The organism is Microbacterium sp. NPDC008134 (assembly GCF_042957055.1).
In the GTDB taxonomy this organism is placed as follows: Bacteria; Actinomycetota; Actinomycetes; order Actinomycetales; family Microbacteriaceae; genus Microbacterium.
Genome location: NZ_JBIBHO010000001.1, coordinates 1,612,454 through 1,632,530, shown reverse-complemented (window position 1 = coordinate 1,632,530; position 20,077 = coordinate 1,612,454). Strand labels below are relative to the sequence as shown.

Genomic DNA, 20,077 nt, shown 5'->3' with positions numbered 1-20,077 from the left:
GTCGGGTCGCGACGCGCTTGTCCACCCGGTATCGGAGGTCTGACCGGAGCGGTACATTCGGGGTGTGGCTGCACGCGTCGGAAGTTCTCCCTCGGCTCTTCGGAGCCCCGCCCGGATCCCCCTGCGCCCTCTCGGCGACGAAGCGCTCGGCGAGGGGCTGATCACCGGCCGGCTCCCGCTCACGCACCCGCAGCCCTCCGCACCGGGCGGATTCCCGGCCAAGGCGTTCGCGGGCGAAGTCGTGCCGTTCAGTGTGGTCTCATTCCGCGAGGGACACGACATCATCGGTGTCCATCTCCGGCTCACCGCGCCGGACGGCACCGAAAGCCTGCACCGACTCACCCCTCGCCGGGACGGCACAGACACCTGGGCCGCGGAGATCGCCCTCGACGCGCAGGGATCGTGGACGTACCGCTTCGAAGCGTTCTCCGACGACTTCGCGACCTGGGCGCATGCCGCAGAGCTCAAGGTGGCCGCAGGAGTCGACGTGCCGGTGATGGCCGCGCTCGGCGCCGAGATCCTCCAGCGCGCCGCAGCGGAGCGCGACCGACCGGCCGCAGAGCGCAAGCGGCTGACGGCAGCGGCGGCCTCGCTCGCCTCTGCGGATGCCGAGACCACGTCGGCGCTGGCGACGGATGCCGATCTCGCCCGCATCCTCTCCGATCGCCCCGCCACCAGCCTGCGTTCCGCCACGCAGGCCCATCGGCTCGTCGTCGACCGGACCATCGCCGGTGTCGCGTCCTGGTACGAGTTCTTCCCGCGTTCCGAGGGTGCGAAGCGGCTGAAGGACGGGACGGTCAAGAGCGGCACCTTCCGCAGCGCGACCAGACGTCTGCCCGGTGTGGCGGCGATGGGCTTCGACGTCCTCTACCTCGTGCCGATCCATCCCATCGGCACGACGAATCGCAAGGGGCGCAACAACACCCTCACCACCGAGCCCGGAGATCCGGGGTCGCCCTACGCGATCGGCGCGGCCGACGGCGGACACGACGCGATCCACCCCGACCTCGGCAACGCCGCCGACTTCCGCGCGTTCGTCCGCGCCGCCCGGAAGGAGGGGCTCGAGGTCGCCCTCGATCTCGCTCTCCAGGCATCGCCAGACCACCCGTGGGTCGCCGAGCATCCCGAGTGGTTCACCACGCTCCCCGACGGCACGATCGCATACGCCGAGAACCCGCCGAAGAAGTACCAGGACATCTACCCCCTGAACTTCGACAACGATCCGGCCGGTATCTACGCCGAGATGCTCCGGATCGTGCAGCACTGGGTCACGCAGGGCGTGAAGATCTTCCGCGTCGACAACCCGCACACCAAGCCGCTGCAGTTCTGGGAGTGGCTCATCGCAACCGTGAACGCGCAGGACCCCGATGTGATCTTCCTGGCCGAAGCCTTCACGCGGCCCGCCGTGATGCGGGCGCTCGCCGCCGTCGGATTCCAGCAGAGCTACAGCTACTTCACGTGGCGCAACACCAAGGCCGAGCTCGAAGAGTTCCTGACCTCGGTGTCGCACGAGACCAGCGACTACATGCGTCCGAACCTCTTCGTCAACACCCACGACATCCTCACCGAGTACCTGCAGTTCGGTGGGCGCGCGGCGTATCGCGTACGCGCGTGCATCGCCGCGACCGCTGCGCCACTGTGGGGCGTGTACGCCGGTTACGAGCTCCTCGAGAACGTCGCCCGCCCCGGTTCCGAAGAGAACATCGACAACGAGAAGTACGAGTACAAGTTCCGCGACTGGGACGGCGCCGAGGCGCGAGGCGAGTCGCTGGCTCCCCTCCTTCGCCGTCTGAACGAGATCCGCCGACAGCATCCGGCACTCCGTCAACTGCGCAACTTCGATGTGCACTGGAGCGACGACGACCACGTGCTCGTGTACAGCAAGCACCTCGACGCTGCTTTCACCGGCACCGGCTCCCCGGACACGCTGATCGTGGTCGCCAATATCGATCCGCACTCCGTCCGCGAGACCACCGTTCACCTCGACACGTCCCGCTGGGGCATCCCCCTCGGCGCGCAGTTCGAGGTCGAGGATCTGCTCACGGGAGCGGTCTGGACCTGGTCGGACCACAACTACGTACGCCTCGACGCCTTCGCCGAGCCCGTGCACATCCTGAAGGTGAGGCACCGCTCATGACCTCCATCGATGACCTGACGGCATCCGCCGAGTGGGGGGCCGTGTCCTCCGGAACGCACCACGACCCGCACGCCGTCCTCGGCGCGCACCCGCGCAAGGACGGTGCCGACCGCACCGTCACGGTGATCCGCGCACGCCGGCCGCTCGCGTCATCAGTCGCCGCCGTCTTCGGCAACGGCCAGCGTCTCGACCTCGCCCACATCGCGCACGGAATCTGGGAGGCGCAGCACGACGGCCCGCCCGTCCCGTACCGTCTCGCGACGGCGTACGGGGACGATGAGGAGGCCGTCTCCGGCGACCCGTATCGCCATTCCCCCACCCTCGGCGAGCTCGACATCCACCTGATCGCCGAAGGACGACACGAGCGTCTCTGGCACGTGCTCGGCGCGCATGCCCGAGAGGTCGACGGCGAGAACGGCGTCGCCTTCGCCGTCTGGGCGCCGAATGCCACCGCCGTCCGCGTCGTCGGCGACCACAACGGCTGGAGCGGTGAGTCCCACGCCATGCGCTCCATGGGCGCCAGCGGTATCTGGGAGCTGTTCGTGCCGGATCTCGCCATCGGCACCCGCTACAAGTATCAGATCCGGACGCGCTCCGGCGAGTGGATCCTCAAGGCCGACCCGATGGCGCAGTGGGCCGAGGTTCCGCCGAGCACCGCCTCGGTGGTCACGGCGTCCTCCTATCGATGGGCCGACGGCGCGTGGATGACCAGGCGCGCCGCCACGCACGCGGTCGCGCAGCCCCTCTCGGTCTACGAGGTGCACATCGGATCGTGGCGAGGCGGACTCGGGTACCGCGATCTCGCCGAGCCGCTGATCGAGCACGTGACGGCGACCGGGTTCACCCACGTCGAGTTCATGCCGGTGGCCGAGCATCCGTTCGGCGGATCCTGGGGCTACCAGGTGAGCGGGTACTACGCGCCCACGAGCCGATTCGGGACGCCCGACGACCTCCGGTACCTCATCGATCGCCTGCACCAGGCGGGCATCGGCGTGATCATGGACTGGGTTCCCGGCCACTTCCCGAAGGACGCCTTCGCGCTCGCCCGCTTCGACGGCCAGCCCCTCTACGAGCACCCGGACCCGCGGCGCGGTGAGCACCAGGACTGGGGCACGCTCATCTTCGACTACGGGCGACCCGAGGTGCGGGGGTTCCTCGTCGCCAACGCCCTGTACTGGCTCGAGGAGTTCCACGTCGACGGTCTCCGCGTCGACGCGGTGGCATCGATGCTCTACCTCGACTATTCGCGCAACGAGGGCGAGTGGGAACCGAACATCCACGGCGGTCGCGAGAATCTCGAGGCGATCCGGTTCCTCCAGGAAGTCAACGCGACGGCATACCGCCTCCACCCCGGGATCATGATGATCGCCGAGGAATCGACGAGCTTCCCCGGGGTCACCGCACCCACCGATCATGCCGGCCTCGGATTCGGCTTCAAGTGGAACATGGGCTGGATGAACGACTCGCTCCAGTACATCGCCCGCGACCCGATGTACCGTGCGCATCACGAGGGCGAGATGACGTTCTCGTTCGTCTACGCGTTCGGGGAGAACTACCTGCTGCCGATCAGTCACGACGAGGTCGTGCACGGCAAGGGCAGCCTCGTGGCGAAGATGCCGGGCGATCACTGGCACAAGCTCGCCAACGTGCGCGCCTACCTCGGCTACATGTGGGGTCACCCCGGCAAGAACCTGCTGTTCATGGGCCAGGAGTTCGGGCAGCTCGCCGAGTGGTCGGAGTCACGCGAGCTGGACTGGTGGTTGCTCGATCAGCCGTCGCATGCGCAGCTCCGGGACTTCGTCGCCGCTCTCAACACCGCGTATCGCGTGCAGGCACCGCTCTGGGCTCGCGACAGCGATGCCTCGTCGTTCTCTCGTCTGGGCGCGCCCACCTGGGACCCGAACGTGATCGCCTTCGAGCGCCGTGACGGTCATGGCGGACGGATCGTCGTGGTCAGCAACTTCTCCGGGATCGAACACGTCGGCTACCGGCTCGAGCTCCCCCGCGAGGGGGTCTGGGAGGAGATCCTCAACACGGATGCCTCGGCGTTCGGCGGTCGTGGATCCGGCAACCTCGGGGTCGTCGTCGCCCACTCCGAGGACGGTGGTCCGGCGACGGCGACGATCACTCTCCCGGCGCTGTCGACGCTGTGGCTCCGCTATCAGACCGACCCGCATGTGCCGAGCGTCACCCGCGGCTAGGTCGGAGACCCCGGGGCGGGGCCTCCGAGAAGCAGCTCAGAAGAGCAGCGACGTCAGGCGATTCCGCGCCGAGACGACGCGCGGGTCGCTGGCCCCGATGAGTCCGAACAGCTCGACGAGACGCTCGCGCACGGGTGTGCGCTCGTGCGTCGGGAGCTGTGCGAAGAGGTCGAGGAGACGGCCGAACGCATCGTCGACGTGGCCGCCCGCGAGATCGAGGTCGGCGACGTCGAACTGCGCGGCGACATCGAGCGGCGCTGCCGCCGCGGCGGCACGAGCGGCCTGCAGGTCGAGCGACTGAACGCGATCGAGGAGGCGCACCTGTCCGAGTCCGGCGATCGCGTCCTCGTCGCGGGGGTTCTCCGCGAGCGCCTTCTCGTAGGCGACGATCGCGGCGGCGTAGTCGCCCTCTTCGATCGCGGCGAACGCCTCGGCGTGAAGCGGCGGAAGCGCGGGCTCCTCGGCGGGTGCGTCCTCCGCGGCCGCCGCACCGTCGATCGCCAGCGAACCGGTCACACCGTTCTGCGCGGCCAGCTGCAGGAGCTGGGCGAAGACCGCCCGCACCTGCTCCTCGGGAACGGCGCCGTTGAACATCGGCACCGGCTGCCCGGCGATGACCGCGACGACCATCGGGATCGACTGCGCGCGGAAGCTCTGCGCCAGTTGAGGGTTCGCATCGACGTCGACCTTGGCCAGCAGGACGCGCCCGCCCAGCTCGCGGGTGACCTTCTCGATGATGGGGCTGAGCTGCTTGCACGGCCCGCACCACTCCGCCCAGAGGTCGACGACGACCGGCACGGTTCGCGAGAGCTCGAGAACCTGCCCGAAGGTCTCGTCCGTCGCATCGATCACGAGATCGGCGAACGGCGCACCCGGGGCGGGAGCGGCCGGAGCACCGGGGGCGGGAGCGGCCGGAGCGCCGGGGGCGGGAGCGGCCGGCCGGTTGCGCAGGCTCGACAGATCGACGGCACCACGCAGCGCCGCAGGAGACAACTCGGTCACTTGATCACCTCTACGGAAACGAGATCCTGACGCGACGCCAGGAGTTTGATCTGCTCGGTGGATCCCTGCGCGGGAACCGAGAAGAAGAGCTGGAACTCGTACGTCGTCACGACGCCCTTTGCGGACTCCGAGACGCCGGTGAGGGCATTGGCCTTCGCGTTGTCGCCGAATCGGATGACCGCATCGGCGGAGGTCGGCTTGACCGTCTCGGCATCCGTCAGCGTGATGCCGACGATCGCGCCGCTGTCGAGCGTCGTCATGGAGACGGCGGGATCGTCGGCCGGCGACATGTCGAAACTGACCTCGGATGTCTCTGCCGCACCGTTGTCGATGAGGTTCTGCACGACGGTCTGGCGGCTGTCGCGGATCGACGTCGCGAGCTTCTGCGAGAGATCATCGAAGAGGCCGTTGGAGGCGCTCTTCTCGCCGGTGTCGACGACGTCCGCGAAGGCGGCGGCGAGTTCACCGGGCGCGATGCTGAGGAATGCGGAGTCGTCGGGGACCAGCGCGGTGCCGAGCCACGCCGCGGCGACGTCGGGGAACACGGCGTCCGCGGACATCTCGGCGATGTTCGTGACCTTGTAGTTCGACCACGGATCCTGCTGGGTCATCGTGAGCAGCACCGGCGGGACGGTCTCGTCATCCGCACTCCTGGAGAGCAGGAGCGTCGTGCGGGGCCAGCGGTCGGTCGCCTCGGGGAGAACGACCTCGACATCGTCGGTGGGAATCGCAGCGGGAACGGGAGAATCGGCGATCGCGGTGCGAAGTGCGTAGTCCGTGGTTCGAGCCGTGAGCGCCGGGCCGTCGAGCCTGGTCTTGGCGAGATCGAGATCGCGGTTCGTGTCCGCCTCAGCCAGCGTGGCGGAGATCTCCCCGAGGATGCGCTCCGCCTGGGCCTCGGTCACCGCCGGCGGCTTCTGATTCTCCGGGGCGATCACTGTCGGAGTGGGCGACGGCGTCGCTTCGGGGGCGCCCAGTTGCGGCCAGGAATCGGAGGAGCATCCGGCGGCGAGCACGGCGGTGAGTCCCAGAATCGGCACGACCAGGAGACGGCGACGACGGCGAGCGGGGTCTGCGGACTTCATCTTCGACTGCCCTTCGGTCTTCCCATCGTCCGCACCGCCCTCGGCGGTGGACGGTTCGTCGACGATCTCCGCATCCTGGATGCCATCCGCGGTCTGCGCCTTCGGGCCGGCCGCCCCGCTCTCGATCGCTGCACGATCGCTTGCGGGGAGCGAGGCGAGGTCGATGGGCTCGGTCACGGGCAACGGGCCCGGCCCCTTGCGACGCGGACCACGGCCGCGACGCTGATGACGGATGCCGAGCGCATAGAGGATCAGCCCTACGAGAAGGAGCACGCCACCGGCGACCATGAGCGGTCCGGCGGCCGGCGTGGAGGTGTCCAGCGGCCAGGACGCCACGATGTCGTCGGGTGCGTTCTCGGTGCCGTCGTAGGCGACGAGCACGCTGACGCCCTCGGGAAGGCGGAGGTTGTCGAGCGACAGCGAATCGGTGTCGCTGAACGAGTTCAGCCAGAGATCGGAACCGGCGGGGTCGCGCCCCGTCACGGCGGCCGGGTCGTCCTCGGTGGTCGGTTCCTCGGTCGCCGTGTCTCCGGAATCGACGGCGTCGTCTTCCGCCTCGGGAGCGACGACGTGCTCGACCTGGAAAGAGCCGTCGTCGTCGACGGTCACCTGGTTGTAGTCGGAGTCGGCGAGCCACGCCTCCATGTCAGGTGTGCGGCCGTACGCGGAGAAGATCTCACCGTCGCCGCGGATCAGCAGCGTCTGCGCACCGGGGTGCGCTCGCAGCACGTCACCGTCGATCAGGATGAACGGAGCCGGCTCGTCGATCTGCACCGTCTCCTGCACCGAATCCGGCCCCATGAAGATGGTGCGCTGAGCGATGCCGGCACCGATCAGGGCCGCGGCCAGGACGAAGGCCACGACGGCCCATACGAAACGCACGAATAGTCTCCTCACGCATCCCGCACGATGACCCGGGACGCAACACTCGACATTTCAGACTAGCGAAACCACCTGTGTGTTGCCCACAAGGGCGATTCCCGCGGTGCGCGACGGCACGTCGCGCGAGCTGCGCATGGCACGATCGATAGCCTGGCAGCACCCGTCCTGAGGAGTCGAGATGAAGATCCACAACCCCTTCCGCACCGCCCTGGTGGCGACGCTCGGAGTGGGCCTCGGCATCCTGTTGATCGGAAGCCTGCAGAACCTCTCGACCGTCCTGCTCTACGTCGGCACCGCGCTGTTCCTCAGCCTCGGCCTCGATCCGGTGGTCGCGTTCCTCGAACGCCGCAAGCTCCCCCGCTGGCTCGCCGTACTCGTCACGATCCTCGGTGTGCTGGGCGTCTTCGCCGGCATCGTCCTGATGGTGCTGCCGATCCTGATCGATCAGATCAGTCAACTCGTGCGGCGAATCACCCTGTTCCTCCAGAGCACCTACATCGGCGATGTGAAGGACTGGATCACCGACGTCTTCCCCGGGCTGCAGCCCTCGTTCATCGACGACACGTTCACGCGCGCGACCGACTGGCTGCTCGAGAATTGGGGATCGATCACCGAGAGCGTGATCGTCGTGGGCACCTCGATCGTCACCGGTCTCTTCGGCGCATTCATCGTCCTGATCCTCACCGTCTATCTCACGGCGTCCACCCCCTCGCTCAAGCGCGCCGTCTATCAGCTCGCGCCCGCATCCAAGCGAGAGCGCTTCATCGACCTTGCCGACCAGATCACCGACTCGGTCGGCTACTACGTCATGGGCCAGGTCTCGCTCGGTGTGATCAACGGCGTCCTGAGTGCGATCTACCTATCGATCATCCAGGCGCCCTTCCCCGCCGTCCTGGCGGTCATCGCCTTCTTCTTCTCTCTCATCCCGCTCGTCGGGACGCTGACGGGGTCCACGCTCATCGTGCTCATCTGCCTGATCCCGGGCCTCGGCTCCCCCGCGACCGCGATCGCCGCGGGCGTCTACTACCTGATCTACATGCAGATCGAGGCGTACGTGATCTCCCCGCGAATCATGAGCCGTGCGGTGTCGGTGCCCGGCGCAGTCGTGGTGGTCGCCGCACTCGCCGGCGGCAGTCTGCTCGGACTCCTCGGCGCGCTCATCGCGATCCCCGTGGCTGCGAGCATCCTGATCATCTACCGCCAGGTGCTCATCCCGCGCATGAACGAACTCTGACGCCGCTCAGGTCAGAGCGAGACCGGCCACTCGGTCGGCAGCGGAAGGGCTGCGGGGTTCACGGCGGCCACGATCTCGGTGAGCACGCGCCGCGTCTGCGACTCCCCCACCCAGAGGTGCTTTCCTCCCTCGACGGCGATGAGCGTCGCGTGCGGAATCGACGCGAAGCGCTCGCGTGCCTCCGTGGGGCGGAGATAGTCGTCGAACTCCGGAACGAGGATCACGACCGGCCGATCGAACTGAGCCCACGCCGCGACCTCGGCGTCCGTCGCGCGATGCAGCGGCGGCGAGAGCAGGATGACGCCCTCGATGTCATGGTCCCGCCCGTACTTGAGGGCCAGCTCCGTGCCGAACGACCATCCGAGGAGCCAGGGGCGCGGCAGGCCGCGGTCATGCACGAACTCCATCGCGGCGGCGACATCGAACTGCTCCGCGCCACCGCCATCGAACGCCCCCTCGCTGGTGCCGCGGGGCGATGTGGTTCCGCGCGTGTTGAACCGCAGCACCGCCAGATCGGCGAGGGCAGGAAGCCGCGCTGCGGCCTTGCGCAGGATGTGCGAGTCCATGAACCCGCCCGCGGTGGGGAGCGGGTGCAACGTGACCAGCGTCGCGGCAGGCTCCGCGACCTCGGGGAGGGCGAGTTCGCCGACGAGAGCGAGGCCGTCTGCGGTGCGCAGTTCGATGTCCTCCCGTCGAGCCGGCAGCTCGAGCGGCCCGCGGATCTCGATGGTCACGATTGCCTCCAACAGTGTGTGTGCCAGTGTCTGCGTGCCGCGAGGTCGGCGGCGTCTCCGAGAACCCCGTCGGCCCGCCACGCGACGACGTGGGCGGTGCCCGGTTCGATCATGCGGGAGCACCCCGGACACACGTAGGACTTCTGCGCTTGTATCGCGGAAACCGGCTGCACGGTCCATTCCGAACCTCGGCGCGTCTCGGTGCGCTTCCACCCCGCGAGGAGGCGTTCGAAGGACTCGTCGGCCTCAGATCGCGAAGGAGGCCGCCTGCGGGAGCGGGGCATCGTGCCTGCTCACCACCAGTGGTTGTTGATCCAGAAGTTGTAGGCGCCGGCCCAGCTGCCGTAGCGCCCCGTGGCGTAGCCGTTCGCCCAACGCAGGTTGTCGACCGGGTCGTATCCGTTGCCGGGCACCTTGCTGCAGGGCAGAGCCTGCACCAGGCCGCACGCGCCCGAACTGCTGTTCGTGGCGTTCGGGTTCCAGCCGCTCTCGCGCGACACGACGTAGTCGACGTAGCCCCAGTCGCCTTCGGCTATCCCTGCGGCCGCCATCCAGTCCGCCGGGGCGCCACCGCCGGTGTAGAAGAGCGGGGCTGCGGGCGCGGAGGAACCGGTATTCGAGGCCGGCGTCGGAGTCGGCGTCGGGGTCGGCTTCGGCGTCACATAGACCTCGAAGGACCCGCGCTCGACGGGTGCGATCTCGGCGCCCTCGACGGTGACCGTCAGATTCTGGGTGTCTTCGAGCGCGACGGAATAGGCGCTCTCCGGCGTCTCCTGCTCGGGCGGATCCGCGAGGGCGACAGCGGTCGGGGCGACCATCGCTGCCGCGAATCCCACGACCGCGAGCGACGCGAACGCGGCGACCACTCCACGACGTCGTGACCATCGACGAGTACCGCGATGCACCGAATTCGCCGTCGCCACAGGGACCGGCGAGGCGTCACGTCGTGCAGGTGTCATGTCGTTTCGGGAGTTCACGATGATCGACAGTCTACGCAAGACTGCCTGGGACGGCCATGAGAAGGTCAGCGGACGGCGAGGATCACGTCGATCGCCGCGTCGAGCAGAGCGTCGACCTGCTCCTCGCGATACCCGCCGCGCTGCATGCGGAAGGCCGCCGAGCGCAACTGCTCCGCGCTCAACGCATCGCCGTCGCGAAGGTAGCGAACGATGCGGGTCGCCACGTGGTCTACTTCATCGACGCGGTAGCCGAAAGTGAGCGCGCCCGTGCGAGCGAACCGGTGGCGACGCGGGCGCGCGAGATGATCGAGGATCACCTGGGCTTCGTCGCGGGCCTGCTCAACCCAGACGCCCGCGCCTTCGGAGCGAACAGCGTGGTCGCGCTCACGCGCCGCGAAGGCGTCCTCGACGCGACTCAGCGCAGCATCGACGTCACCGACCACGTAGCCGCCCTTGACGAGAGGGAACGAAGCGGTACGGACGTCGGCCGCACCCAAATCTCCCCCGTGCTCGAACGCCGCGCGCGCCGAGGCGAGGAACGTGTCGACGGCTGCGGGGTGATAGCCCTTTGTCCGCCCCGTCGCGACGGCGAAAGCCGCTCGCACAGGCTGCTGCTCTTCGGTCTTCTGGTCGTTCATGACAGCACCACCCAGGGAGAGAGGAGGAAGTAGAGGCAGAGAGCGGGGACCGTCGACGGCAGGATGCTGTCGAGGCGGTCGAGCAGGCCGCCGTGTCCGGGGAGCCAGGAGCTCATGTCCTTGATCCCGAGATCGCGCTTCAGCATCGACTCGCCGAGATCACCCAGGGTCGCCGACAGGAGAATCGCCGCGCCGAAGACGAGACCGCCCCACCAGGGAAGCTCCAGCAGATAGATCGCGAGCAGTACACCGGCGGTCAGCGAGGCGACGACCGCGCCGGCGAACCCCTCCCACGTCTTCTTGGGGCTGATCCGGGGAGCCATCGGATGCCGCCCGAAGGCGAGGCCCGCCGCATAGGCACCGGTGTCGGCTGCCACCGCGATGGCGATGAAACCGAGCACCCACCACTGGCCGCCCTCCTGCCCGAGCAGGATCAGCGCGATCGCCGCGAGGAACGGGACGTAGACCTGCACGAAGCCGCCGATGACGGCATCCGCCAGCACATCACCGTAGGTCCGGCCGTCCTGCGCGAACATTTGCGCGATGAGACGCCAGACGATCACGAACGCCACGGCGAGGAACAGGACGATCCAGCACAGCCAGATGTCCGCGAAGTAGCCGGAGAGCACGAGGGCCGTGGCCGCCACCAGCTGCGGCACGACGTCGATGCGTCGACCCGAAGTACGGAGAGCGCGAGCGAACTCGTAGACGCCCAACAACGCCGCAGCGAGGGCGAACGGAACGAACAGCACCTTGATGAACAGGAGCGAGCCCAGAAGGGCCGCCCCGAACGCGAGACCGATGAGGATCGCGAGCACGAGGTCGCGCCCCGTCCGCTGCTTGATCCGCTCGTTCGCCTGATCGATCTGGTCGCGCGCGTGCGAGACGTGGCTGCCGAACTCGTCGCGCTTCGCACGCCACTGCTCGCGGATCGCATTGTGGTCCGCGGTGTCGATCGTGTCGGGGATCACGACGGCCGGCTCTTCGGGGAGCGGCGGCCGCGGCGGGATGAGCGAGGCGTCGAAGGCGGGGAACGCCTCGTCCGCCAACGGGATGCCCGAGTCCGGCGTCGTCGCGTCCCGCGCCTCGCGGCGGGTCAGCGGCACGCCGTCCTCGGAATCTCGCGTGTCAGACATCCGCCCTCACACCTCGAGGAGTTCTGCCTCTTTGCGCTTGAGCGCGTCATCGATGAGGTCGACGTGCTGGCGGGTGAGAGCATCCAGCTCCTTCTCGCCCCGTGCGATCTCGTCTTCTCCGACCTCGCTCTTGAGCGCGTCGAGGTCGTCCTTCGCCTTGCGACGGATGCCGCGGACGTGGACCTTGGCGTCCTCACCCTTCGACTTGACGAGCTTGACGTACTCCTTGCGGCGTTCGGCCGTGAGTTCCGGCATCGTCACGCGGACGAGGTTGCCGTCGTTCGTCGGGTTCGCCCCGAGGTTCGGCATGTCGCGGATGGCCTGCTCGATCGCCTTGAGCGCCGACTTGTCGTACGGCGTGATCACGAGGGTGCGAGCCTCCTGGTTGGCCATCGACGCGAGCTGGCCGATCGGGGTCGGCGTTCCGTAGTAGTCGACGAGGACCTTCTGGAACAGCTGGGGGTTCGCGCGACCGGTGCGCACCGTGGAGAAGTCCTCCTTGGCAGCTTCGACCGCCCGGTCCATGCGGGTGGTGGTTTCAGCGAGGACGTCCGCGATCACGGTGACTCCTATCGTCGGGGTGTTCTGCAAATTCTATCGGGCGAAGCCTTCTCCGCCGCGTCACACACTCAGGTGGTGACCAGGGTGCCGATCGGCTCGCCGAGGAGGGCGCGCGTCACATTGCCCGCGGGCTCCATGCCGAAGACGCGCATGTTCATGTTGTTGTCCATGCAGAGGCTGAAGGCGGTCGAGTCGACGACCTTCAGTCCGCGCTGCAGCGCATCGCTGTAGGTGACCTGCTCGATGCGCTCGGCATCCGCGTGCTTGTTGGGGTCGGCGGTGTAGATGGCGTCGACGCCGTTCTTGGCGACGAGGACCTCCTCCGCACCGATCTCGAGGGCGCGCTGAGCGGCGACCGTGTCGGTGGAGAAGTACGGGAGACCCGCGCCCGCGCCGAAGATCACGACACGGCCCTTCTCGAGGTGACGCTCCGCCCGGCGCGGAATGTAGGGCTCGGCGACCTGTGTCATCGAGATCGCCGACTGCACACGCGTCGCCGCGCCGGCCTGCTCGAGGAAGTCCTGCAGCGCGAGCGCGTTCATCACGGTTCCGAGCATGCCCATGTAGTCGGCACGTCCACGGTCCATGCCGCGCTGGCTCAGCTCGGCGCCGCGGAAGAAGTTGCCCCCGCCGACGACGATGGCGACCTCGACGCGGTCGACCGCCGCGGCGATGTCCCGCGCGATCTGGCCGACGACATCCGGGTTGACGCCCAGCTGACCGGCGCCGAATGCCTCTCCGGAGAGCTTGAGAAGGACGCGGCGGCGTCCGGTGCGTTCGGTCATGGGTGTTGTCCTCTCGTCCCGATTCAAGATAGTGCCTTCTGGGCATGAAGAAGGGGTTCGGATCTCATGGATCCGAACCCCTTCGACTCTGCTACGCGCCGACCTTGAAGCGCGCGAAGTCCGTCACGGTGATACCGGCGTCCTTCGCCACCTGGGCGACAGAGAGCTTGTTGTCCTTGGCGTAGTCCTGCTCGAGCAGGGCGACCTGCTTGATGAACGCGGAGACGCGGCCTTCGACGATCTTGGGGAGAGCCGCTTCGGGCTTTCCCTCGTTGCGCGAGATCTCGGTGACGATCTCGCGCTCCTTCTCGACGGCCTCGGCCGGAACGTCCTCGCGGGAGAGGTACGACGGGTTGGCGAACGAGATGTGCTGAGCGATGCTGCGCGCCGTCTCGGCGTCGTCACCCGAGTAGGCGACGACGACACCGATCTGCGGCGGCAGGTCCTTGCTCGTGCGGTGCAGGTAGACCTCGACGTTGTCACCGGCGACCGTGCGCACGCGACGCAGTTCGACCTTCTCGCCGATGATGGCTGCCTCTTCCGAGATCAGCTGCTCGACGGACTGACCCGCGGCGTCGGCGGCCAGGGCTGCCTCGACCGAGTCGGCCTTGACTGCCGCAGCGGCGTCGGCGACCTTGTCGGCCAGCGCGATGAAGCGGTCGTTCTTCGCGACGAAGTCGGTCTCGCAGGCGAGCTCGATCAGCGTCACGGCGCCGGCCTGCTCGCGAGCGACGACGAGTCCCTCGCTGGTCGAGCGGTCAGCGCGCTTCGCGTTGCCCTTCGCACCCTTGAGACGCAGGATCTCGGTGGCCTTCTCGACGTCTCCGTCGGCCTCCTCGAGCGCCTTCTTGGTGTCGACCATTCCCGTACCGAGCTGCTCACGCAGCGCCTTGAGGTCAGCGATGGTGAAGTTGGCCATGTGTGGTGGCTCCTTGCTTCGTGATGTGTGTGGTGGTCGCGGGATTACTTGGCGTCGGCCTCGGCTGCCTCAGCAGCGGGAGCCTCGACGACCTCGGCCTCAGCGGCCGGCGCCTCGGCGGCCTCAGCGGCGGGAGCCTCTTCGGCCGGAGCCTCGAGCAGCTCGCGCTCCCAGTCGGCGAGCGGCTCGGCGTCGCCCGTCTCGGGGTTGTGCTTCTGCTGCAGGCCCTCGGCGGCGGCGTCGGCGATGATGCGCGTCAGCAGCGAGACCGAGCGGATCGCGTCGTCGTTACCGGGGATCGGGTACTGGAAGTCGTCCGGGTCGGCGTTCGTGTCGAGGATGCCGATCACGGGGATGCCGAGCTTCTTGGCCTCATCGATGGCGAGGTGCTCGCGCTTGGCGTCGACGACCCAGATGGCCGACGGCGTCTTGGTGAGGTTGCGGATTCCGCCGAGCGACTTGTGCAGCTTGTCGAGCTCGCGCTTCTTGAGCAGGAGCTCCTTCTTCGTGAAGCCGCTGTTCGCCGGGGTCTCGTAGTCGAGCTCCTCGAGCTCCTTCATGCGCGCGAGACGCTTGGAGATCGTCTGGAAGTTGGTGAGGAGTCCACCGAGCCAGCGCTGGTTGACGAAGGGCTGGCCGACGCGGGTGGCCTGCTCCGCGAGGATCTCCTGAGCCTGCTTCTTGGTGCCGACGAAGAGGATCGTGCCACCGTGGGCGACGGTCTCCTTGACGAAGTCGTAGGCCTTGTCGATGTAGCCGAGCGACTGCTGCAGGTCGATGATGTGGATGCCGCTGCGCTCGGTGAGGATGAAGCGCTTCACCTTCGGGTTCCACCGACGGGTCTGGTGTCCGAAGTGCACGCCGCTGTCGAGCAGCTGGCGGATGGTGACCACAGCCATGGTCGTCTCCTGGTTCTGGCGCGGGGCGCCGTTGAGGTTATCGCCGATCGTTCGATCGGACTTCCTGGTGCCCGGCGCACACCCGCCTTCCGGGGAAGGACCTGTGGGAGTGGATGCCACGACCGGAGTCGCTCTGGGCACGCGTAGTCACCCCGTTTTCGAGGTGCCCCTCCAGCATACAGGAGAACGGACGGCTGTCCTGCTCTCCACAGGCGGCGTCGTCGCGCGCTTCTCCCCCGCATGCGGGTACAGTCCGACAGGGCACCCTACGGGCCCCCTGTCGACCGGGAGACTCTCCGAATGACCCCGCCTCGACGCATCCGCCTGGTCGCCGCCGCCCTCATCGTGCTCACGCTCGGACCCGCACTCGGAGCACGGGGCCCTGCTTCCGCTGCCGAGCCGCTCGGCCTCTCGGCCCTTCGCGCAGCAGATGCGAGCGACGGCAAGTGGCGCTGGCCTCTCGACGGCCCGCGATCCGTCGCAGCGCCGTACCGGGCCCCCGCTCACGAGTACGGTGCGGGTCACCGCGGTATCGACATCGCGGCCGCCCCCGGGCAGCAGCTCCATGCACCCGCGGAAGGCGTCGTCGCGTTCCGAGGCACCGTCGTCGATCGCCCGCTGCTCACCCTCGATCACGGCGCAGGCTACGTCTCGACCTATGAACCTCTGGATTCCCCCCTGAGCCCCGGAGACATCGTCGCTGCGGGCGACGTCATCGGCGTCGTCGCGCAGGGCGGGCACAGTGCGCACGGGACCGTCCACGTGGGAGTGCGTCTCGACGGCGTGTACATCGATCCGCTCCTGCTTTTCGGCTCCCCGCCCAGAGCGGTCCTGCTGCCATGCTGCGCCTAGGCTCGTCCCCTCAGGCGCGCGGATGGGCGAGGCGATAGGTGGCGGTCAGTCGCTCGGCCGAGACGTGGGTGTAGATCTGTGTGGTCCCGAGGCTCGCATGGCCGAGGATCTCCTGCACCGCACGCAGGTCGGCACCACCGTCGAGGAGATGCGTCGCCGCGGTGTGCCGGAGCGCATGGGGTCCGACCGTCTCCGACCCCACGAGCGGACCGAGCACGTCCGCCACCAGTGAGTAGACCGCCCGCGGGCCGATGCGACCACCACGGCTGCCGAGGAAGACCGCCCCGCCGGCACGATCACCGCGGGCGGCGAGCACCGGTCGCGCGCGACGCAAGTACGCGTTCAGCGCCTCCCTCGCCGGCAACCCGAAGGGGACGACCCGCTCTTTGGCCCCCTTGCCGAGGACGCGCGCGGTCCGGCGATCGATGTCGAGGTCGTCGATGTCCAAGCCGCACAGCTCGGAGACACGGATGCCCGAGCCGTACAGCGTCTCGAGGATCGCGTGGTCGCGAAGCTCGCGCGGGTCCCCTCCGGCGGTCGCGCGGGTGCGGTGATGTTCGAGAAGTGCGCTCATGGCATCCTTCGATGCGACGACCGGCAGAGCGCGACCGCGTTTGGGAGCGATCAGGCGAAGGCTCGGATCATGGGCGATGATCTCGTGCTCGGTCGCCCAGCCGAAGAACGATCGCGCCGCCGCAGCGCGCCGCGCCAGCGTCGACCGCGCGTCGCCGCGCTGGGTCGCCTTCCACAGCCAGTCGCGGAGCACTTCGAGATCGACATCGCCGATCGTGATGTCCCCCGCCGAGACCGACAGGTCCCGCAGGTCGGATCGATACGCGCGCACCGTCGCCGCCGACAGCCGGCGTACCCGTTCGAGGTACTCGGTGAAGGCCTGCGCGGCGGCGGCGAGCTGCATTGCTCCAGCATGCACCGGATGAGGATGTGACGGATCGCACCTCGCCGTCGCCGCCCGATCACGGAGTGGCCGCGCGCACCCATCCTTGGTCGGAGGGCGTGAGCATCCCCTCCAGGTCGAGCAGGCCGAGCAACGCTCGCACCCGGTCGGGGGCCAGTCCACTTCGCCGACAGATCTCCTCGACGTCGAGAGGCTTCCTCGTTCCGAGGGCATCGAGCAAGCGGATGCGGTCGGGATCCGCCGGTCGGGTGAACGACGCCTCCTGCACCTCGTCTCCCCAGAGTTCGCGGACTTCCGCCGCGCAGGTCACGCAACGCGCGTCGTACTCGCGCAGAAGACGATGACACCCTGCGGATGCCGCGGACGTCACGGGGCCAGGAACGGCGCCGAGTGGTCTCCCGAGCGCCGCCGCATGGCCTGCCGTGTTGAGCGATCCGCTCCGCCACCCTGCCTCCACGACCACGGTCGCCTGGCCGAGCGCCGCGATCAGGCGGTTACGCGCGAGGAATCGCCACTTCGTGGGTGCCGCACCGCACGGCAGCTCGCTGACGACGGCGCCGTGCGCGGCGATGCGTGTGAAGAGTTCCTGATGCCCGGACGGGTAAGCGCGATCGACGCCCCCGGCGAGGAACGCGACGGTCGGTCCGCGAACTCCGAGCGCCGCACGATGCGCGACCCCGTCGATGCCGTACGCCCCACCCGAGACGACCGTGACTCCGGTTGCGGCGAGATCCCCCGCGATCTCGGCGGCGATGTGCTCGCCGTACCCTGTAGCGGCCCGGGCACCGACGATGGCCGCACGCGGACTCGCCGTCAGAAGGCGGGTATCGCCACGGACCCACAGCGCCGGCGGGGCGTGCTCCCCCAGATCTCCGAGCGAATCCGGCCACTCCGGATCACCGGGGATCACCAGTCGCGCACCGACGTGGCCCGCTCCGCGCAGCGCGTCGATCACCGCGCGCGCGTGCGCACGCGGCCGCCATCGCGCTCGCCCCTCGGCCAACGCACGCTGGGCCGTCGCGGTGCTACCCGAACCCACCTTCGACTCCCCGAGTGCGACCTCCAGCGCATCGACACCGCCGAGTTCACGAATGAGCGCTCCGGCGACACCATCGCCCGGCTCCGCGAGAACCGACCAGGCCGCACGCGCGATCGACTCCGGCGATGGCTCTCCCCCATCCGTCCGCACAGCAACCGCCGCCTGACCGATCTCGCGATCACCGATCAGCTCGAGCGTCACGGGGTCATCCCCCGCTTGAGATGGAGCGCTCGACCGAGCTCGTTCTGTCCCGGACGTTCGAGTCCGGCGAGATCCGCCATCGTCCAGGCCAGACGCAGAACGCGGTCGTATCCGCGGAGCGTCAGCGCTCCCCTCTCGAGGGCGCGATCGAGCGGGGCTCGATCCCCGGTGCCCAACCGATACTCCCCCTGGCGGAGCCATGTCCCCGGGATGTCGGCGTTCCGCGACCAGGGCGTCCCCGCCCACCTCTCCGCTGCGCGACCCCGCGCATCGGCCACCCGCTGTCGCGCCGTCGCCGTGTCGAGCTCCGCCCGACCACCGGAGGTCGCTCGTGACGCGGCCACTCGCGAGACACGCAGCTCGATGTCGACACGGTCGCGGAGCGGCCCGGAAAGCCGCGTCGCGTATCTTCTGATCGCCTGCGAGGGGCAGGTGCACTCCGCTCCCCGCACGCCGTAGTTGCCGCACGGACACGGATTCATCGCGAGCAGGAGTTGAAACCGTGCGGGGAACCGCGCGGTGAACCCCGCGCGGGTGACCTCGATCGCTCCGGACTCGAGCGGTTGACGCAGCGCATCCAGCGCCACGCGGGAGAACTCGGCTGCTTCGTCGAGGAAGAGAACACCTCGGTGCGCGCGAACGATCGCGCCGGGACGTGCCGCGCGAGAACCGCCCCCGACCAGAGCGGCGACGGACGCGCTGTGATGCGGTGCCTCGATCGGCGGAGTCCGGTCGAGCGACACCACCCGCTCCCCCATCAGCGAGCGGATCGATGCAACCTCGAGGGCTTCCTCATCGGTCAGCGGTGGAAGGATTCCCGGCAGACGACGCGCCAGCATCGTCTTCCCGGCGCCCGGCGGACCACTGAGGAGCATGTGGTGCCCGCCCGCCGCAGCGACCACGAGCGCCTCCACCGCCTCCTCCTGCCCCACGACGTCCGCGAGGTCGAGCGGCTCGCTCGTCTCCTCGTCCGCGACGGAAGTCTCATCGGCAGCCGTCTCGGGGATCTCGACCTCCGCCCCGTGCCATACGGCCACCTCCGCGAGCGAGCCCGCACCGCGCACTTCGATCCCGGTCACCAGCTGCGCTTCGGCGACGTTCGCCTGGGGCACGATCACCCGATCGAAACCCGCTCGCGCCGCGGCGAACACCGCGGGAAGCACGCCCGCCACCGGGCGTACACGACCGTCGAGGCCGAGTTCGCCGATGTGCACGGTGCTGCGGATCGACCGCGCCGAGATCGCATCCCCGGCGGCGAGCGTCGCGACGGCGACGGCGAGGTCGAAGCCGGATCCGTGCTTCGGCAGGCTCGCCGGTGACAGATTCACCGTCATCCGTCGCCTCGGGAGGTCCAATCCGGCGTTCTTGCAGGCGTTGTGCACGCGTTGCACCGCCTCGCCGAGGGACTTGTCGGGCAACCCGATGATCTTGAACTCGGGCGTCTGGTTCGAGAGATCCGCCTCGACCTCGACCATGCGCCCATCCACCCCGGTGATGGCGACCGCCCAGGTGCGCGTGGTGCTCATACGAGATCCGCCACGTGCTCGAGCGAGCCGGTCGACGGGTCCTGGCCCACGATTCCCACGACATCGAGCCTGATCCGACGCCCCCGCGCGTGATCGGGATGCGCGATGGCCCATGCATGGGCGAGCCCCCACATCCGCCGCTTCTTGCGGGAGTCGATCGCCTCGAACGGATGACCGTACGCGATCGTGCGTCTCGTCTTCACCTCGACAAAGACGAGCTCCTCGCCCTGAAGGGCCACGATGTCGATCTCGCCCTGCGCGCACCGCCAGTTGCGCTCGATGAGTGTGTACCCGGCGCTGACGAGATGCCGCGCCGCCCGTTCTTCCCCGGCCCTGCCGATGTCATCCTTCGCTGCCATTCCGACAGCATG

19 protein-coding genes are annotated in these 20,077 nt (G+C 68.6%); 4 read left to right on the top strand and 15 right to left on the bottom strand.

Features of this window, described 5'->3' with window-relative positions; genetic code table 11:
- Positions 1-64: 64 nt before the first annotated feature.
- Positions 65-2,137, top strand: coding sequence for an alpha-1,4-glucan--maltose-1-phosphate maltosyltransferase (locus tag ACFY9N_RS07690; protein ID WP_391477842.1), 2,073 nt, complete (start codon positions 65-67; stop codon positions 2,135-2,137).
- Complete coding sequence (gene glgB / locus ACFY9N_RS07685; RefSeq protein ID WP_391477840.1) at positions 2,134-4,338, top strand: 1,4-alpha-glucan branching protein GlgB; 2,205 nt, start codon at positions 2,134-2,136, stop codon at positions 4,336-4,338. Before ACFY9N_RS07690 ends, glgB begins: the two co-directional genes overlap by 4 nt.
- A gap of 36 nt (positions 4,339-4,374) precedes the next feature.
- Here the strand turns inward: glgB and ACFY9N_RS07680 are convergent, their stop codons facing one another.
- Both ACFY9N_RS07680 and ACFY9N_RS07675 read right to left on the bottom strand, forming a co-directional pair.
- Positions 4,375-5,340, bottom strand: coding sequence for a tetratricopeptide repeat protein (locus ACFY9N_RS07680; RefSeq protein ID WP_391477839.1), 966 nt, complete (start codon positions 5,338-5,340; stop codon positions 4,375-4,377).
- Positions 5,337-7,307 (bottom strand): glycosyl transferase, encoded by a 1,971-nt coding sequence (locus ACFY9N_RS07675; protein WP_391477838.1) that lies wholly within the window; start codon positions 7,305-7,307, stop codon positions 5,337-5,339. Before ACFY9N_RS07675 ends, ACFY9N_RS07680 begins: the two co-directional genes overlap by 4 nt.
- A 178-nt stretch (positions 7,308-7,485) precedes the next feature.
- On the opposite strand from ACFY9N_RS07675, the gene ACFY9N_RS07670 reads away from it, so the two are divergent.
- Positions 7,486-8,541 (top strand): AI-2E family transporter, encoded by a 1,056-nt coding sequence (locus tag ACFY9N_RS07670; protein WP_391477837.1) that lies wholly within the window; start codon positions 7,486-7,488, stop codon positions 8,539-8,541.
- 11 nt (positions 8,542-8,552) lie between these two features.
- On the opposite strand, the gene ACFY9N_RS07665 is transcribed toward ACFY9N_RS07670, so the two are convergent.
- From ACFY9N_RS07665 to rpsB, 9 genes are all read right to left on the bottom strand, one after another.
- Positions 8,553-9,269, bottom strand: coding sequence for an alpha/beta hydrolase (locus ACFY9N_RS07665; protein ID WP_391478469.1), 717 nt, complete (start codon positions 9,267-9,269; stop codon positions 8,553-8,555).
- A 2-nt stretch (positions 9,270-9,271) separates the two neighbouring features.
- Entirely contained in the window at positions 9,272-9,559 is a 288-nt protein-coding gene (locus tag ACFY9N_RS07660; RefSeq protein ID WP_391477835.1) for a hypothetical protein, read from the bottom strand.
- Positions 9,560-9,568: 9 nt separating this feature from the next.
- Positions 9,569-10,141: a transglycosylase SLT domain-containing protein gene (locus ACFY9N_RS07655; protein ID WP_391477834.1), complete on the bottom strand. Its 573-nt coding sequence runs from the start codon at positions 10,139-10,141 to the stop codon at positions 9,569-9,571.
- 158 nt (positions 10,142-10,299) lie between these two features.
- Positions 10,300-10,872: a DivIVA domain-containing protein gene (locus ACFY9N_RS07650; RefSeq protein WP_391477833.1), complete on the bottom strand. Its 573-nt coding sequence runs from the start codon at positions 10,870-10,872 to the stop codon at positions 10,300-10,302.
- A complete protein-coding gene (locus ACFY9N_RS07645) occupies positions 10,869-12,008 on the bottom strand; it encodes a phosphatidate cytidylyltransferase (protein WP_391477832.1) in 1,140 nt (379 codons plus the stop codon). Before ACFY9N_RS07645 ends, ACFY9N_RS07650 begins: the two co-directional genes overlap by 4 nt.
- A 6-nt stretch (positions 12,009-12,014) precedes the next feature.
- Positions 12,015-12,569, bottom strand: a complete 555-nt coding sequence (frr, locus tag ACFY9N_RS07640; RefSeq protein WP_391477831.1) for a ribosome recycling factor — start codon at positions 12,567-12,569, stop codon at positions 12,015-12,017.
- A 68-nt stretch (positions 12,570-12,637) separates the two neighbouring features.
- A complete protein-coding gene (pyrH, locus tag ACFY9N_RS07635) occupies positions 12,638-13,354 on the bottom strand; it encodes a UMP kinase (protein WP_391477829.1) in 717 nt (238 codons plus the stop codon).
- A 91-nt stretch (positions 13,355-13,445) separates the two neighbouring features.
- Complete coding sequence (gene tsf / locus ACFY9N_RS07630; RefSeq protein ID WP_391477828.1) at positions 13,446-14,273, bottom strand: translation elongation factor Ts; 828 nt, start codon at positions 14,271-14,273, stop codon at positions 13,446-13,448.
- Positions 14,274-14,317: 44 nt separating this feature from the next.
- Positions 14,318-15,172 carry a 30S ribosomal protein S2 gene (gene rpsB / locus ACFY9N_RS07625; protein WP_391477827.1) on the bottom strand — a complete coding sequence of 285 codons (855 nt, stop codon included), beginning with the start codon at positions 15,170-15,172 and terminating at the stop codon, positions 14,318-14,320.
- A 300-nt stretch (positions 15,173-15,472) separates the two neighbouring features.
- Here rpsB and ACFY9N_RS07620 point away from each other — a divergent pair, with 300 nt between their 5' ends.
- Entirely contained in the window at positions 15,473-16,024 is a 552-nt protein-coding gene (locus ACFY9N_RS07620; protein ID WP_391477826.1) for a murein hydrolase activator EnvC family protein, read from the top strand.
- A gap of 10 nt (positions 16,025-16,034) precedes the next feature.
- Here the strand turns inward: ACFY9N_RS07620 and ACFY9N_RS07615 are convergent, their stop codons facing one another.
- From ACFY9N_RS07615 to ACFY9N_RS07600, 4 genes are read right to left on the bottom strand one after another with little or no spacing between them, the layout of a single operon-like run.
- Positions 16,035-16,940, bottom strand: a complete 906-nt coding sequence (locus ACFY9N_RS07615; RefSeq protein WP_391477824.1) for a tyrosine recombinase XerC — start codon at positions 16,938-16,940, stop codon at positions 16,035-16,037.
- 58 nt (positions 16,941-16,998) lie between these two features.
- On the bottom strand, positions 16,999-18,180 hold the full coding sequence (gene dprA, locus ACFY9N_RS07610) for a DNA-processing protein DprA (RefSeq protein WP_391477823.1): 1,182 nt from the start codon (positions 18,178-18,180) through the stop codon (positions 16,999-17,001).
- Positions 18,177-19,706, bottom strand: coding sequence for a YifB family Mg chelatase-like AAA ATPase (locus ACFY9N_RS07605; protein WP_391477822.1), 1,530 nt, complete (start codon positions 19,704-19,706; stop codon positions 18,177-18,179). Before ACFY9N_RS07605 ends, dprA begins: the two co-directional genes overlap by 4 nt.
- On the bottom strand, positions 19,703-20,065 hold the full coding sequence (locus ACFY9N_RS07600) for a YraN family protein (RefSeq protein ID WP_391477820.1): 363 nt from the start codon (positions 20,063-20,065) through the stop codon (positions 19,703-19,705). Before ACFY9N_RS07600 ends, ACFY9N_RS07605 begins: the two co-directional genes overlap by 4 nt.
- Between the last annotated feature and the right edge of the window lie 12 nt (positions 20,066-20,077).

Coding starts and splice junctions, on each gene's coding strand:
- ACFY9N_RS07645 (WP_391477832.1), bottom strand. CDS start 12,008: ATGTCTGACACGCGAGATTCCGAGGACGGCGTGCCGCTGACCCGCCGC.
- ACFY9N_RS07600 (WP_391477820.1), bottom strand. CDS start 20,065: ATGGCAGCGAAGGATGACATCGGCAGGGCCGGGGAAGAACGGGCGGCG.
- tsf (WP_391477828.1), bottom strand. CDS start 14,273: ATGGCCAACTTCACCATCGCTGACCTCAAGGCGCTGCGTGAGCAGCTC.
- glgB (WP_391477840.1), top strand. CDS start 2,134: ATGACCTCCATCGATGACCTGACGGCATCCGCCGAGTGGGGGGCCGTG.
- ACFY9N_RS07620 (WP_391477826.1), top strand. CDS start 15,473: ATGACCCCGCCTCGACGCATCCGCCTGGTCGCCGCCGCCCTCATCGTG.
- ACFY9N_RS07650 (WP_391477833.1), bottom strand. CDS start 10,872: ATGAACGACCAGAAGACCGAAGAGCAGCAGCCTGTGCGAGCGGCTTTC.
- ACFY9N_RS07660 (WP_391477835.1), bottom strand. CDS start 9,559: ATGCCCCGCTCCCGCAGGCGGCCTCCTTCGCGATCTGAGGCCGACGAG.
- pyrH (WP_391477829.1), bottom strand. CDS start 13,354: ATGACCGAACGCACCGGACGCCGCCGCGTCCTTCTCAAGCTCTCCGGA.
- rpsB (WP_391477827.1), bottom strand. CDS start 15,172: ATGGCTGTGGTCACCATCCGCCAGCTGCTCGACAGCGGCGTGCACTTC.
- ACFY9N_RS07670 (WP_391477837.1), top strand. CDS start 7,486: ATGAAGATCCACAACCCCTTCCGCACCGCCCTGGTGGCGACGCTCGGA.
- ACFY9N_RS07605 (WP_391477822.1), bottom strand. CDS start 19,706: ATGAGCACCACGCGCACCTGGGCGGTCGCCATCACCGGGGTGGATGGG.
- ACFY9N_RS07615 (WP_391477824.1), bottom strand. CDS start 16,940: ATGCAGCTCGCCGCCGCCGCGCAGGCCTTCACCGAGTACCTCGAACGG.